The organism is Nocardiopsis tropica, assembly GCF_042660575.1.
GTDB classification, from domain to species: Bacteria; Actinomycetota; Actinomycetes; order Streptosporangiales; family Streptosporangiaceae; genus Nocardiopsis; species Nocardiopsis tropica.
Genome location: NZ_JBHSUF010000005.1, coordinates 263063 through 276860 on the forward strand (window position 1 = coordinate 263063; position 13798 = coordinate 276860).

The 13798-nt window shown below is 73.6% G+C and carries 11 protein-coding genes; 5 read left to right on the forward strand and 6 right to left on the reverse strand.

Annotated features, from left to right (window positions below):
• Window positions 1-331 precede the first annotated feature (331 nt).
• Entirely contained in the window at window positions 332-1453 is a 1122-nt protein-coding gene (locus tag ACFQBR_RS10355) for an antibiotic resistance protein VanZ (protein ID WP_344176388.1), read from the forward strand.
• Here the strand turns inward: ACFQBR_RS10355 and ACFQBR_RS10360 are convergent.
• The 4 genes from ACFQBR_RS10360 to ACFQBR_RS10375 are packed head-to-tail and all read right to left on the reverse strand — an operon-like array spanning window position 1450 to window position 5418.
• A complete protein-coding gene (locus ACFQBR_RS10360) occupies window positions 1450-1845 on the reverse strand; it encodes a DUF3592 domain-containing protein (protein ID WP_267946400.1) in 396 nt (131 codons plus the stop codon). The genes ACFQBR_RS10355 and ACFQBR_RS10360 overlap by 4 nt on opposite strands.
• A gap of 12 nt (window positions 1846-1857) precedes the next feature.
• Complete coding sequence (locus ACFQBR_RS10365; protein WP_378552991.1) at window positions 1858-2490, reverse strand: TetR/AcrR family transcriptional regulator; 633 nt, start codon at window positions 2488-2490, stop codon at window positions 1858-1860.
• 47 nt (window positions 2491-2537) lie between these two features.
• Complete coding sequence (locus tag ACFQBR_RS10370) at window positions 2538-4619, reverse strand: YhgE/Pip domain-containing protein (RefSeq protein ID WP_344176385.1); 2082 nt, start codon at window positions 4617-4619, stop codon at window positions 2538-2540.
• 16 nt (window positions 4620-4635) lie between these two features.
• Window positions 4636-5418, reverse strand: coding sequence for an ATP-binding cassette domain-containing protein (locus tag ACFQBR_RS10375; RefSeq protein WP_344176383.1), 783 nt, complete (start codon window positions 5416-5418; stop codon window positions 4636-4638).
• Window positions 5419-5647: 229 nt separating this feature from the next.
• Between ACFQBR_RS10375 and ACFQBR_RS10380 the strand changes: the two genes are divergently transcribed.
• Both ACFQBR_RS10380 and ACFQBR_RS10385 read left to right on the forward strand, forming a co-directional pair.
• Window positions 5648-6457 carry a M23 family metallopeptidase gene (locus ACFQBR_RS10380; protein ID WP_344176381.1) on the forward strand — a complete coding sequence of 270 codons (810 nt, stop codon included), beginning with the start codon at window positions 5648-5650 and terminating at the stop codon, window positions 6455-6457.
• Between the two features lie 94 nt (window positions 6458-6551).
• Window positions 6552-7316 (forward strand): endonuclease V, encoded by a 765-nt coding sequence (locus ACFQBR_RS10385; RefSeq protein ID WP_344176504.1) that lies wholly within the window; start codon window positions 6552-6554, stop codon window positions 7314-7316.
• Window positions 7317-7488: 172 nt separating this feature from the next.
• Here ACFQBR_RS10385 and ACFQBR_RS10390 read toward each other — a convergent pair whose 3' ends face one another.
• Window positions 7489-8928: a GuaB1 family IMP dehydrogenase-related protein gene (locus ACFQBR_RS10390; RefSeq protein ID WP_344176379.1), complete on the reverse strand. Its 1440-nt coding sequence runs from the start codon at window positions 8926-8928 to the stop codon at window positions 7489-7491.
• Window positions 8929-9168: 240 nt separating this feature from the next.
• Between ACFQBR_RS10390 and ACFQBR_RS10395 the strand changes: the two genes are divergently transcribed.
• Window positions 9169-10113, forward strand: a complete 945-nt coding sequence (locus ACFQBR_RS10395) for a CDP-alcohol phosphatidyltransferase family protein (protein WP_267946394.1) — start codon at window positions 9169-9171, stop codon at window positions 10111-10113.
• A 184-nt stretch (window positions 10114-10297) separates the two neighbouring features.
• On the opposite strand, the gene ACFQBR_RS10400 is transcribed toward ACFQBR_RS10395, so the two are convergent.
• Complete coding sequence (locus ACFQBR_RS10400; RefSeq protein ID WP_267950501.1) at window positions 10298-11449, reverse strand: acyltransferase family protein; 1152 nt, start codon at window positions 11447-11449, stop codon at window positions 10298-10300.
• Between the two features lie 449 nt (window positions 11450-11898).
• Between ACFQBR_RS10400 and ACFQBR_RS10405 the strand changes: the two genes are divergently transcribed.
• Window positions 11899-13794 (forward strand): amidohydrolase, encoded by a 1896-nt coding sequence (locus ACFQBR_RS10405; protein ID WP_267946393.1) that lies wholly within the window; start codon window positions 11899-11901, stop codon window positions 13792-13794.
• Window positions 13795-13798: the final 4 nt, after the last annotated feature.

Consider the following 13798-nt stretch of genomic DNA (forward strand, 5'->3'; position numbering starts at 1 on the left):
GAAGGCAGTCTGCCATGAAGGCCGAGAATGTCCACCCTCCGGCCGGAGGTGCTCGTGTTGCCTGCTGTGAATAAATGGTGACAATGGGACAAACGTCACATATGGCGGAGAGTGCGCGGCCACCCTGCTTCGCGTGACGTTCCCGGGCCTCCCGGGCCGGAGCGGTGGAGGCGCCCCGGGAGCCGGGCGGAACGGCGGACGAAGTCGGAGGTTCGGTCCCCGCCCGACGACAGAGCGTACTAGCGTTGCGTCCCCGGGGCGGGAACGGCCGCGCGGACGGGGGAGCGGGGCGCCGGGACACCGCGCCCGCCGGAGCACGGGGGGAAGCACCATGGGTCGACCGTTCGGCGGGGGACAGGCCGCCGTCGAGGTGGCGCTCGCCGTCGTGCCGCTGCTGGTGGTCGTCGGCGCCGCGCTGTACCTGCGCGGGCAGCACCGGCGCTACGGGCGGCCGCACGGGCTGCCGGGCCGCCTCACGACGGCCGCCCTGGTCACGGGGGTCGCCCTCGCGGCCTACGCGGTCTGGCCCCTGCCCGCGTCCGCCGACGGCCTGTGCACCGGGAACGGCTCCGCGGGCGGCGGCCCGCCGCACACGGCGTGGGACGCCGCCCTCGCCCTCGGACTCTTCACGGCGGTCGGCCTCCTGGCCCGCCACCGCTTCCGCCGGGGAGCGGTGGAGACCCTCGTGATCGGGGCGGCGCTCGCCGCCTCCGTCGCCGCGGTGCGCGCGACCGGCGTGCTCGGCCTGTACCCGTGCGCCTATGCGCCCGCCTCGGCCCTGCTGGTCGCCCTGGGCGTCGTGGGGACCCTGGCCGGATGGACGGCCGCCCGCCGGCTCCTGCCCCTGTGGCCAGGCGGCCCCGCCCGGGGATGGCCCGCCGCGGTGCCCGACCGCGTCGACCCCGCACTCGACCGGCGCATGACGGGGGCCCTGATCGACCTCGGCCTGTGGTGGTTCGGGGCGTCGGCCGTGACCGCACTGCTGCACGCCTACGGCGTCGTGCTCCCCCTCGCCGGGGGGCGGACCGGGGAGGTCGCGCTCCTGGGCCTGGCCCTCGTGTGCGCCGTCCTCCTGCCCCAGCTGCGGAGCGACCGCGCCACGCCGGGCCCGGCCGCCGTCGGGCTGGCCCTCGGGGAACGGGGGAGCCCCCGCCCCGCGTCCCGGTGGCGGGTCCTCCTGCGCACCCTCCTGCTCCAGGCCCCGGTCGCCGTGCTCGTCGCCCTGGGCCTGCCCTGGGCCGCTCTCGCCGTGGCCGCGCTGCACGCGTGCACCGCCCTGGTCCGGCCCGACCGGGCGGGCCTGGCCGACCTGGTGTGCGGGGTGCGCGTGCGCACCCGTTCCAGCCTCGACGGCGGGCTGCCCTCACGGCTGGTCCGCTACTCCGAGCCCCGGGCGCAGGCCCGGGCCGGAGCCTCCGCCGGCCCCGCCCGGCCCCCGCGGGAGCCGGTCTAGCGCCAGGCGAGGTAGCCCAGGAGGAGTCCGGTGAGCATCAGGATCGCGCCCAGCCCGCCGAACAGCCCCCGCACCCAGTGGCTCAGCCACGGCGCGGACACGATGCGCGCCCTGGCGGGCTCGTCCGGGTCGTAGGCCACCGTCACGATCTCCCCGGCGCGGGAGGCCGTCCACCCGGTGTTCTCGTGCTCGGCGTGCACCTCCTGCCCGTCCTCGGTACGGAACTGCACGATCATGCGCGAGGCGGTCGAGGTCTCGTTGTAGCCGATCACCCGGCCCTTGGCGCGCATGCCGTGGCGGACGAGCCGCAGTTCGAGGCGCGTGTCCCGGGCGACGATCCAGAGGATCACGGCCCCGGCCAGGAAGGGGAGCAGGGGGTACAGGTCGGCCACGGGGGCGTCCTCTCAGGCGTGCTCCGGTGCGGACGACGATGCGCCGACCAGGCCGTCGGTCATGTGGGCCAGGGTCGCGTGGATCTCCTCGACCGGCCTTTCCGGTTGGAGGGTACGCCAGTCCAGGGCCACGGTGACCACCATGCCGAACAGGGCGGATCCCGCGAGCCCCGTGTCCACCCCCTGCCGCAGGGCCCCCTCCGCGGCCAGCCGTTCCAGCTGGCCGGAGATGACCCCGATCGCCTCGGTGCGGATCTGGCGGACGGTGGCGTACCAGGCCTGGTTGGTCCGCCAGGCCTCGGCCATCAGGAGCCGGGCGAGCGCCTCGTGCTCGCCGATGAACACCACCCCCGCGCGCAGGACCGCGGTGAGCGCCTCGGCGGGCGGGGCGGAGGGGGGCGCCGCGTCCTTCAGCGTGTCGGCGAGCCGGGACACCCCCCACTCCATCAGCGCCGTGTACAGCTCGCTCTTCCCGCCGAAGTTGTAGTAGACGGTGCCCTTGGCGACCCCCGCGCGCTCGGCGATCTCGTCCACGGTCGTGGCGCCGTAGCCCTGTTCGGATATCAGGCCGACGGCCGCCTCGAACAGGCGGTGCCGGGTCGCCTCCCGGCGACCGCTCCTCGGCCGTTCGGTGCTCGTGCTCATCCGGTCCATTCTGCCGCTGCCGGCGCCGGTCGCGCCACGGCGGGCCGTCACAGCTTCAGCGCGGGGTAGAGGGAGGACATCGTCCACACCCGCTTGCGCTCCACGGCCAGCCACGTGAGGAGCAGCGGTACCACCAGCCACAGGCCCATCACCCCGAAGGCGCTCCACACGAGGTCCGGGTCCCCGCCCCCGAGCAGGACGCGCATCGCCGTCACACCCCAGTGCAGCGGCAGGTAGGGGCCGACGGCCTGGAAGAACGCCGGGCTGGTCTCGATCGGGTACGTGCCGCCCGCCGACGTCAGCTGGAGCACCAGGAGGGCGAGGGCGACGACCCTTCCCGCGGCCCCGAACCGCACGTTGAGGTACTGCACGACGGCGGTGAACGCGACCGAGGTCAGCACCAGGAACGCGACGAGCAGGGGCCAGTTCCGGGCCTCCAGCCCCAGGAACAGGTGCAGCGCGCCCAGGGTGACCGCCACCTGGCCCACGCCGAGCAGCAGCGGGACGACCCGGCCCGCCAGGGCGACCCGCCACGACGGGGCCGAGGACGCCAGGGCCCGCGAGGACAGCGCGGGCAGCACCATGAACACCACCATCGCCCCCACCCACAGGGACAGCGGGACGAAGAACGGGGCGAACCCCGTCCCGTAGTTCGGGGCCTCGTTGGAGATCTCGCTGTCCAGCCGGATCGGCTCGCTCATCACGGCGGACGCGTCGGACCGGCCCCGGTCGGAGTAGGTGGGGATCTCCCCTGCGCCCTCGTCGAGCCCCTCGGCGAGTTCGCCGGACCCCGACGCCAGCTGGCCCAGCCCCTCGTGGAGGTCGCCCGCGCCGCCGCTGAGCAGGCCCAGGCCGGAATCCAGCTCCGAGGCGCCCTCGGAGGCGTCCGCCAGCCCGTCCCGCAGGGCCGCGGAGCCCTCGGCGAGTTCGGCCAGCCCCTCGTCGAGCTCGTCGACCTTGTCGCGGGCCTCCTCCGCCCGGTCCACCATGTCGGGAAGGTCCTCGGAGAGCGCGGCCGCGCGCTCGCTGAGGGCGGCGGCCTCCTCGGCGGCCGACTCGATGTCGTCCCTGTTCCCGTCGACGTACCCGGCGACGGACAGGGCGGTGTCCATGGCCCCCTGGAGGTCGCGCAGCAGCGTGTACAGATCCGGGTTCTCGGTCTCCAGGCCGGGGTTCTCCCGGAGGAAGGCGGCCAGCCGGGCGTCGACCTCGGAGAGCCCGGCGGTGTCGATCTCCTCGGGCAGCTCCTCCAGGGCCGTGGACAGGGCGCCGGTGACCTCGGCGGCGGTGTCGGCGCGCTCCTGGATCGCGGGGATGTCCTCCTCCAGCTGGGGAAGCCATTCGTCGGCCAGCCCGTCCAGCTTCTCCACCTGGGTGGAGACCTCCTCGGACGCGGTGCCGGCGCCCGCGGCCAGGGACCGGGAGCCCGTGTACAGCTCGTCCAGGCCGCTGCTCAGCGATCCGGCCCCGGTGTGGGCGTCGTCCACGCCCGTCGACAGCTCACCGGCCCCCTCCTCGGCGCTGTCCGCGCCGCCGGACAGCTCGTCGGCGCCCTCGGCCGCCTCCTCGGTCCTGCCGTGGATCTCGTTGAACCCCACGAAGATCTCGTCGAGGTAGTCGCTGATCGCCGACGCCGCGGCGGCGTCGCGGACCTCCTTGAACGCGCTCCCCGCCAACTGGCGCACGATGAAGCTGTTGGAGTCGTTGTAGTGCGCCTCCAGCATGGCCTGGACCGGCGCCTCCCGGTCCCGGGAGGGCGAGGACAGGTCCTCGCTGAAGTGCGAGGGGATGGTGAGGGAGACGTAGTAGTCCCCGTCGGCGACCCCGCGCGCGGCCTCCTCCGCGCCGACCGGGCGCCAGTCGAGGTCCCCGCGCTCCAGGAGCGTGTCGGTGAGCTCGCCGCCGGCGTCCATCTCCCGGCCGTCCACCTCCACGGGCCGGTCCTCGTTGACGAGCGCCACCGGCAGGTGCTGCATCCTGCCGAACGGGTCCCAGAAGGACCACAGGTACATGCCGGAGTAGAGCAGCGGGATGAGCACGAGCGCCGCCAGCGCGGCCGCGGGCAGCGGGGAGCGCAGGAAGGAGCGCATGGTGAGCAGCCCGAGCCGGGGCACGGCGAAGGGCCGCATGCGCGGTCTGCCCCTCTTATGCCTGTTCACTGCCGTCACCGTCCTTCCCGCGGTCGAGGAGGTCGTCGATGCGCGCCCGGGCGGGGCCGGCGTCCGCGCCGCCCTCGTGCTCCGCCGGGTCGTCCGGCCCGTGCGCGGGGTCCTGCCGGATCGGGACGGGGCCCTGGGTGTCCGGTCCGGCGACCCGGTCCAGCGCGTCGGCGTCGGCGCAGGTGGCGATCACCGTGGGCCCTTCCCCGGCGAGGCGTTCGAGGGTGCGCCACATGGCGGCCTGGTGCTCGCCGTTCAGGCCGCCGTCCACGTCGTCCACGGCCAGGAGCCGGGGCTCGGCGAGCAGGGCCAGGGCGACGCCCAGGCGGCGCCGTTCGAGCATGGACAGGTCCTTGACCATGGTGCGGCGGTCCAGCTCCCCGAGGTCGGCGGCCTCCATGGCCTCGTCGGCCAGCCCCCTCGCGGCGGGCCGCATCCGCAGGAGCAGGCCCTCCGAGAGGTGTTCGCGCACCCGGAGGCGTTCGTCGAGGGCGTTGACGTCCTCCATCAGTCCGAGCGAGCTGATCCGGCGGACCCGGCGGGCCCGGCGGGGCAGCTCGTGGCCGTCCACGTACACGGTTCCCTCCGACGGCCTCATCCTGCCGGTCAGGGTCAGGAGCAGCGCGCTGCGACCGCCGCCCGAGTCGGCCTGGAAGACCGTGAGCGTGCCGGGCCGGGCGACGAAGCCGACCCCGGTGTAGACGGGGCCCTCGCGTGTGGCGAGCGTGACGCCCTCGGCCTGGACGCGCGCTCCGGTGGCCCGACGCATATCTGCGCCCCCCTCTTTTTGAACTGACCAGTCAGTGCAAAACCAGCGGCTCCACGCTACTGCGCCCGGGGCCCCTGTCCGAGCATCCGCCGCTGTGGGGTGTCGCACAGCGCGACGCGCCCGGCGGCCGCTTCGCACGGGGTCGGAGACGAGTTTGTGCGTAATTCCGTATGTACGTAAACTATGGAAAAACGAGGGGCGGTCCCGTGCCGCCCGGAGGAGGGATGCCATGCGGACGGCGGCCGGAGTGTGCTCGCTCCTGTTCCTGTGGAGCGGTGCGGCGCTGCTGGGGGTGGTCCTGGCCCGGGAGCTCCTCGACCTCTCCGGGTGGTGGAACGTGGCCGCCCTGGCGGCTTTCGGAGTGCTCGCGGCGCTGAACCTGCTGTTCGGCCGCCTGGCGCGCGGGGGGCCGCCCCCGCGCGCGGTCGAGGTGGCGCCGCCGGTCGCCGGGGCCTGGACCGCCCTGAACAGCCCGGCGGACCGCGTCCCCAGCCACGGCACCCGCGCCTACGGCCAGGAGTACGCGATCGACGTCCTGAAGGACTCCGAGGGGCGCCCGGCCTTCGGCTGGTGGCCCCCGGTCCGGGGGAACCGGGACTTCCCGGCCTTCGGGGAACCCCTGCTGGCCGTGGCGGACGCCGTGGTCGTCCGCGCCTGCGACCGCCGTCGCGACCACCTGAGCCGCAACTCCTACCCGGCGCTCGCCTACCTGTTCGCCGAGGGGACGGTGCGCAGCCTCGGCGGGGCGGGACCCGTGATCGGCAACCACGTGGTGCTCGACCTGGGGGACGGCGTCTTCGCCCTCTACGCCCACGTGCAGCGCGGTTCGCTCAGGGTGCGCGAGGGCGACCGCGTCCGGGCGGGCCGGACGCTCGCCCTGTGCGGCAACTCCGGCAACACCACCGAGCCGCACCTGCACTTCCAGCTGATGGACCGGGCCGACCCGAACCGCGCCCGGGGCGTTCCCTTCACCTGGCGGGGGGTCGGCGTCCCCGCGAACGGCGAGCGTTTCGAGGCCCCCGGGCAGCCCCAGGACTGAGCCGGGGCCGTGCCGTCCCGGCGCGCGCCCGCACCCCGGTGCGCGTACGGTTGGACGGGTGGACCGATCGGAACCGCGAGAACGGGGGAACACGGTGTCGGAGATCGCCGAACGGGTCGCGCGGGTGCTGGACGACCCCGAGAACTGGCCAGACGACCCCAAGGAGGCCGTCGCGCGCCAACGCGTGCTGGCGGACCGCGTGCGCGTCGAGCCGCTGGACGTGGACGCGGTGCGGCTGGTGGCCGGGCTGGACGTCAGCTACGCCACGGACAACTCCGCGCTGTCGGCGGCGGCCGTGATCCTGGACGTGCAGACCCTGGAGGTCGTGGAGTCCGTCGCGATCTCCTCCGAGCCCACGTTCCCCTACATCTCCGGGCTGTTCGGCTTCCGCGAGCTGCCGCCCGTCCTGGAGGCCCTGGGCGCGCTGCGGACGACCCCCGACGTGTACCTGTGCGACGGGTTCGGGATGGCGCATCCGCGCCGCTTCGGGGTCGCCTCCCACCTGGGGGTCCTGCTGGACCTGCCGGTGGTCGGGTCGGCCAAGTCCGTGCTGTACGGCAAGCACTCCGTGCCGGGGAACGAGCGCGGGTCGTGGACGCCCATGGTGGCGGGACGCTCCGAGGTGGTCCCCGACTCGCCCGCGCTGGCCCGGGAGGGCGCGGAGGTGATCGGGCGCGTCCTGCGCACCCGCGCCGGCGTCAAGCCCGTCTACGTGTCCGTGGGGCACCGCGTGGACCTGGAGGGCTCGGCCGAGCTGGTGCTGCGCCTGTCGCCGAAGTACCGCGTCCCCGAGCCGGTCAGGCACGCCGACCGGCTGTGCGGCGAGCACCGCAAGGCGGTCCTCGCCGCCAAGGGGTAGGCCGCGCCGGGGGCACCCCCGCGAGGGGACTCGGGCGGAGGCTCGCGCGGGCCGTCGGAACGGCGGTGCGGACCGCCCCGCCCGTGGGGCGTGCGGCAGCGGTCGGCGACGGGCCCTGCCTGGCCCTCGCCCCGCCCGGGGGCGCGCGTCCGCGCGCCCCCGGGCGTCCGGGCTACCAGCTGGTGGGAACCGGGCGCCCCTCGTTGTACCCGGCGGCGCTCTGCACGCCCACCACGGCCCGCTCGCGGAACTCCGCCAGCGACGTGGCCCCCGCGTACGTCATCGAGCTGCGCACGCCCGCGATGATCTGGTCGATCAGGTCCTCCACGCTGGGCCGCTCCGGGTCCAGGTACATGCGGCCCGTGGAGATCCCCTCCTCGAACAGGGCCTTGCGCGCCCGCTCGAACGGGGAGTCGTCGGCGGTGCGCAGGCGGACCGCGCGGGCCGACGCCATGCCGAAGCTCTCCTTGTACTGCCTGCCCTCGGCGTCGCGCATCACGTCGCCCGGGGACTCGTAGGTCCCGGCGAACCAGGAGCCCACCATCACGTTGGACGCGCCCGCGGCCAGGGCGAGGGCCACGTCGCGCGGGTGGCGCACGCCGCCGTCCGCCCACACGTGCTTGCCCAGGTCGGCCGCGGCCTCGGCGCACTCCAGGACGGCGGAGAACTGGGGCCGGCCGACGGCCGTCATCATGCGGGTGGTGCACATCGCGCCCGGGCCCACGCCGACCTTGACGATGTCGGCGCCCGCCTCGATGAGGTCGCGGGTGCCCCGGGCGGTGACGATGTTGCCGGCCACGATCGGCACCTTCGGCGCGAGGGCGCGGACCGTGGCGATGGCGGAGAGCATCTTCTCCTGGTGGCCGTGCGCGGTGTCGATGACCAGGGTGTCGGCGCCGGCCGCCAGCAGGTCGGCGGCCTTGCCCGCCACGTCCCCGTTGATGCCGACGGCGGCGGCCACGCGCAGGCGGCCCCCCGCGTCCACGGCAGGCGTGTACAGGGTGGAGCGCAGCGCGCCCGTGCGCGTGAGCACGCCGACCAGGGCGCCCTCCCCGTCCACGACCGGCGCGAGCCGGTGGCGGAAGTCGTGCAGCCTCCCGAAGGCCTCCTGCGGCTCGGTGTCCGCGGGGATGGTCAGCAGCTCCGTGGACATCACGTCGCGCAGCTGCGCGAAGCGGTCCACGCCCGCGCAGTCGGCCTCGGTCACCACGCCGACGGGGCGGCGGGCCCCGTCGATCACGATCACGGCGTTGTGCGCCCGCTTGGGCAGCAGGTTGAGGGCCTCGCCGACGGTGCTGGACGGGTTGAGGGTGATGGCGGTGTCGTGCACCAGGTGCCGCTGCTTGGTCCAGGAGACGACGTCGGACACCACCTCGATGGGGATGTCCTGCGGGATGACCGCGATGCCGCCGCGCCGGGCGACGGTCTCGGCCATGCGGCGCCCGGCGACCGCCGTCATGTTCGCCACGACCAGGGGGATGGTGGTGCCGGTGCCGTCCGGGGACGACAGGTCCACGCTGAGCCGGGAGCCCACCGCGCTCCGGTTCGGGACCATGAACACGTCGCTGTAGGTCAGGTCCTGCTGCGGGACCTGGTCGTTGAGAAAACGCAATGCCTCTACCTCGGTCGAGACCGAAGGGGGTGGACCATCCGCTGCTCCCGCACACGGCCGCCTGTTGATCCCCCTCTTACCAGTCAAGTATGCCGTCACCGATTAGGTCGGACGACCCTCGATCTGGCATGATGACTCGATTCCCGCCGATACAGCCCTCTCCCCTGCCCTGGTCAGCGCTTCGTTGAACGGTGGAGCGGCCGGGGCTCCGGGGGGAGTGTGCCCTCCTGGAGAGCCCGCATGCCGCGTTTCACGTTCGCGCAAGTCAAGGAAGAGACCTACAAGGCGAAGGACGCCTGGTGGACGGTCTTCCTGGTCGATCCCCTCGCAGGGCGTCTCGTGGTCTGGACCGCGAACCGCACCGGCATCACCCCCAACCAGCTGACGCTGGGCGCCGGCGTCCTCGGTCTGCTCTCCGCCCTCTGCTTCGTCGCCCCGGCCTTCGTCGAGGGGACCGGTTGGGGCTGGCTGGTGCTGGGCGGGCTGCTGTTCCACCTCAGCTTCGTGCTGGACTGCATGGACGGCAAGATCGCCCGCCTCAAGGGCAACGGCTCGGTCTTCGGCAGCTGGGTCGACTTCGTGTTCGACCGCATCCGGTTCTTCGGCTGCGTCATGGCGCTCCTCGTCACCCAGTGGGCGGTCACCGGGAACGCCGCCTACCTGATCGTCGCGCCGGTCGTGGTCTTCTTCGACCTGCTGCGCTACCTCAACGGCTCCCAGGTCGCCAAGACCCGCCGGGCCATGCACCAGACCATCGCGGAGCTCTCGGGCGAGACGCGGCCGGGACAGCCCGCGGCGGGCCTGGGCGACGGGGACCCGGAGGACGACGAGATGGCGGACGCCCCCGCGCGCCCGGACGCCCCGGCCCCGACCGGCTTCTACCCGCGTGTGCGCGACTTCCTGCTCCGGAACAGGGTGCGGCCCCACCTGTTCAGCGGCATCGAGTTCGAGATGTTCCTGTGCGTGGTGGCCCCGATGACCGTCGTGGTCGCCCTGTTCACGCCGCTGAACAGCCTGATCATCCCGACCGCGGTGTTCTCCGTCCTGGCGCTCGCCCTCTTCGAGGTCGTCCTGGTCCTGCGGCTGTGGAAGGACACGCGCAGGTTCGAGGCCCGCCGCCGCCAGCTGCTCGCCTCCGGCGCCGTCGCGGCGGCCCCCGCGGAGACGGCCTCCGGCGGGAGCTGAACCCGGCCGGTTCCGAGGACGAAGAAGGGGCGGTGCGCGAAAGCGCACCGCCCCTTCCCCGTATCCGATTCCCTGTGTCCCCGTGTTCCCCTCGCGCCCCATGGCGACCGACGGACGGCCCGGCCTCCGCGATCCCGCTCCGCGGCGGCCCGGACGCCGTCCTGCCGGGCCGGCGAGGCCCGCCTCAGACCCCGGCGGTCTCCTTCTTCTTCGGGTCGCCCGGGCCGCCGTCCTTGCGCGCGCGCTCGCGGTTCTCCGGGCGGAGCGTGGAGTCCTTGCGCAGGAACCACGTCAGCTGGGGTTCGACCGCCCACTGCATGCACTTGCGCACCCACGGGGTGCACAGCAGCAGTGTCAGGGCCGCCGCACCCGCGGCGGTGATCGCCGTGCCCGTCGGCCCGCCCACCACGTCGTACCAGGGCGAGGCCTTGAGCAGGAGCAGGACCACCGAGTGGCCGAGGTAGATGTAGAGGGTGTACGCGCCCAGGGAGGTGAACCAGGTGCGCTGCTTGGGCGTGAGCGCCAGCACCGCGACGGTCATCAGCAGGGCCAGGCCCATGAAGGCGAGCCGGATCCCGAAGCTGGGCAGGAGCGGGTCGATGTCCCGGTCGGTGAGGCTGTCCTTCCAGAAGAGCCAGTCGCGGCTCAGCCGGTCGGAGATGGGCACGGCCAGCACGGCCGTCATGCCGAGCACGAACACGGACAGGATCCGCACCCACAGCCGGTCCAGGAGGGCGAAGTGCTCGCGCCGCAGGCTCAGCCCCAGCACGAAGAAGGGGAGGAAGCTGACGACGCGGCCCATGGAGAGCGTCTCGCCCAGGCTCGCGGTGGCGCCGAACATCGAGACGACCACGGCGATGAGCACGGGCCAGCGCAGCTGCTTCCAGACCGGCACGCTCAGGCGCCAGAGGAAGAGCGCGACCAGGAACCACAGGGTCCAGGTCGGCTTGAGCACCGAGGCCGCGTCGGGAAGGCCGCCGCGCTCGAAGAAGTAGATGGTCTGGTGGATCGTCCAGAAGATGAGGTACGGGACGGCCACCGTCAGGACCAGCTTCTCCACGCGGTTCGACGAGGCGTCGAAGGACCGCGACAGGTACCCGCTGATCATGATGAACGCGGGCATGTGGAAGAAGTAGATCCAGTAGTACAGGGCGCCCGTGGGCCCGTGGTCCCTCAGGGGCTCGATCGCGTGGCCGACGACGACCAGCGCGATGAGGATGAACTTGGCGTTGTCCAGCCGGGCGTCGCGCCCCGGTGCCTGGACGGTCTCGGGGGCGGGACCCCCGGTGGTCGCGCCCTGCCCGGGTTCCGGAGGGCGGGAGGCCGGACTGGTCATGGATGAGGCCACGAGTGGACTCCGTAGATCACTGTTTTCTCGGGCGGGTTCGTGGTCCGACGGACCCCGTGGAAGGGGTCTGGGCCGACCTCGGGGGCCGGGGCTCGGATGAGAGGGTGCCGCTTGGCGCGCGAGGGGAGGCACCGGAAGGTCGGATGAATCAGCATGTGCTGCGTTACCTTACTGTGATGTTGCAAGGTGCGCCAGCGGTTCTCCCAAATCTGTGGAAAGTTCCCCGGGTCCTTCCGTACGCACGGTGAGGACGGGACGAGCGGGACACACGTAATGTGACCGGCTTGGGCGGGGATGGCTTTCCGTGTGCAGACCCTAACCCATCTGCGGGACCGTGGCGGACGCTGGGTGAACGTGTCGGTGTGTGGCCGTGACGACCGCGCCGCTAGGCTGAGCCGTCAGGCAGTGCCCGTCCAGTCGAGATACGGAAGAAGGCGGTGGAAACCGTGCCGCACGCGGTGGACCCCGACCGTGCAGCCCAGCACGGGAGCGTGGTCATGCGACTCCTCGACGAGCTCTTCCCGCTCGTGGAGGGGTTCTACGTCGATCTGCACAAGAACCCGGAACTCTCCCACGCCGAGCAGCGGACCGCCAGCGGCGTCGCCGAGTGGCTCACCCGGACCGGGTACGAGGTCCACAAGGGGATCGGCGGCACCGGTGTCGTGGGCATTCTCCGCAACGGCCCCGGACCCACGGTGATGCTCCGCGCCGACATGGACGCGCTCCCCCTGGAGGAGAAGACCGGCCTCCCGTACGCGAGCACGACCCGCGCCCCCGACGAGGACGGCGTCGAGGTCCCCGTCATGCACGCCTGCGGACACGACGCCCACACCGCCTGCCTCGTGGGAGCGGCCGACCTCCTCTCCGAGACCCGCGACGAGTGGGCCGGCACCGTCATGATCGTCGCCCAGCCCGCCGAGGAGACCCTCGACGGCGCCCAGGCGATGCTCGCCGACGGCCTCTACGACCGCTTCGGCCGCCCCGACGTCATCCTCGGCCAGCACCTCGGCCCGCAGCCCGCCGGACTCATCTCCCACCGCGCCGGGATCATCCTGGGCGCCTCGCGCGCCTACCGGGTGCGCGTGCACGGCGAGGGCGGCCACGCCTCCCAGCCGCACACCACCGTCGACCCGGTGGTCATCGCCGCGAACATCGTCACCCGCCTCCAGGGCGTGGTCTCCCGGGAGATCAGCCCGAGCGAGATGGCGGTCCTGACCGTCGGCAGGATCCAGGCCGGGACGAAGGCCAACATCATCCCCGACGAGGCCTACCTGGAGATCAACACCCGGGCCCTCAACGACAACGTCGCGGACCAGCTGGAGTCCGCCATCGAGCGGATCGTGCGCGCCGAGGCCGCGGCGTCCGGGGCCGCCCGCGAGCCCGACATCGAGATGTTCGTCTCCTGCGGCGTCACCCGCAACGACGCCACCTGTTCGGCGGAGGTGGCCGCGGCCCACCACGCCTACTTCGGCGAGGACTACGTGATCCACCTGCCGGACCCCTCGCCCGGCACGGAGGACTTCAACTACTTCGGCCTCCCCGGCGACCCCCAGCCCATCCCGTACGTGTTCTGGTTCGTCGGCGCCACGCCCCACGACGTGTGGGAGGCGGCGCCCGGCGACACCCCGTACGAGAAGATGGGCAACGTCCCCAGCAACCACTCGCCGTTCTTCGCGCCCGCGCGCGAACCCACCCTGCGCGCGGGGCTCGCGGCGATCACCGTCGCCGCCCTGTCCTACCTGGGCGCCGACGGGGCGCGGGGCGGGGCCTCCTCGGCCCCGGCCGGCGCGGCCTTCCCGGGGCCGGCCCCCGACGCGGTCCACGAGCCGCGCGCGGTCGCCGGAGACCCGGTCGACCCGTTCGGCGGCGCCCCCGCCCGGGGTGAGACCGCCCCGCAGCCGGCGGCCCCGCTCTCCGACCCCCTGTCCGACCCGTTCGGCCCGCCGCAGGGCCTGCCCGCCCCCGGGGGCCGCCCGGCCCAGGCGGGGCCGCCCGAGCCCAACGACGCCTACGACAGCGCGTTCCTGGCCTCCTCCTGGCCCGACCCCGCGCAGGACCCGGCCAAGTCCACCTACGACGCCGACATGGACGCCGTGATGGGGGCGCAGGACGACGAGCTGCGCGACGAGTGGCGCAGCGACAAGGCCGAGGAGTCCACCCTGTCGACGGACATGGCCTCGATCCTCGACGACGACGGCGTCCCGCAGGGCCCGCCCCAGGGACCTCCCGCGGGACCGTCCTACGGCGGTCCGCCGCCCCGGGGCAGCGCCCACCACGCTCCGCCGCCCCACGGGCCCGACGACGACCTGCCCGACGCCGAGTACCGTCTCTGACGGC

What these genes read in the sequence shown, in the direction of transcription:
- ACFQBR_RS10355 (WP_344176388.1), top strand. Translation starts at nt 332, where the DNA reads ATGGGTCGACCGTTCGGCGGGGGACAGGCCGCCGTCGAGGTGGCGCTC.
- ACFQBR_RS10365 (WP_378552991.1), bottom strand. Translation starts at nt 2,490, where the DNA reads ATGAGCACGAGCACCGAACGGCCGAGGAGCGGTCGCCGGGAGGCGACC.
- ACFQBR_RS10370 (WP_344176385.1), bottom strand. Translation starts at nt 4,619, where the DNA reads ATGCGGCCCTTCGCCGTGCCCCGGCTCGGGCTGCTCACCATGCGCTCC.
- ACFQBR_RS10375 (WP_344176383.1), bottom strand. Translation starts at nt 5,418, where the DNA reads ATGCGTCGGGCCACCGGAGCGCGCGTCCAGGCCGAGGGCGTCACGCTC.
- ACFQBR_RS10380 (WP_344176381.1), top strand. Translation starts at nt 5,648, where the DNA reads ATGCGGACGGCGGCCGGAGTGTGCTCGCTCCTGTTCCTGTGGAGCGGT.
- ACFQBR_RS10395 (WP_267946394.1), top strand. Translation starts at nt 9,169, where the DNA reads ATGCCGCGTTTCACGTTCGCGCAAGTCAAGGAAGAGACCTACAAGGCG.
- ACFQBR_RS10400 (WP_267950501.1), bottom strand. Translation starts at nt 11,449, where the DNA reads ATGACCAGTCCGGCCTCCCGCCCTCCGGAACCCGGGCAGGGCGCGACC.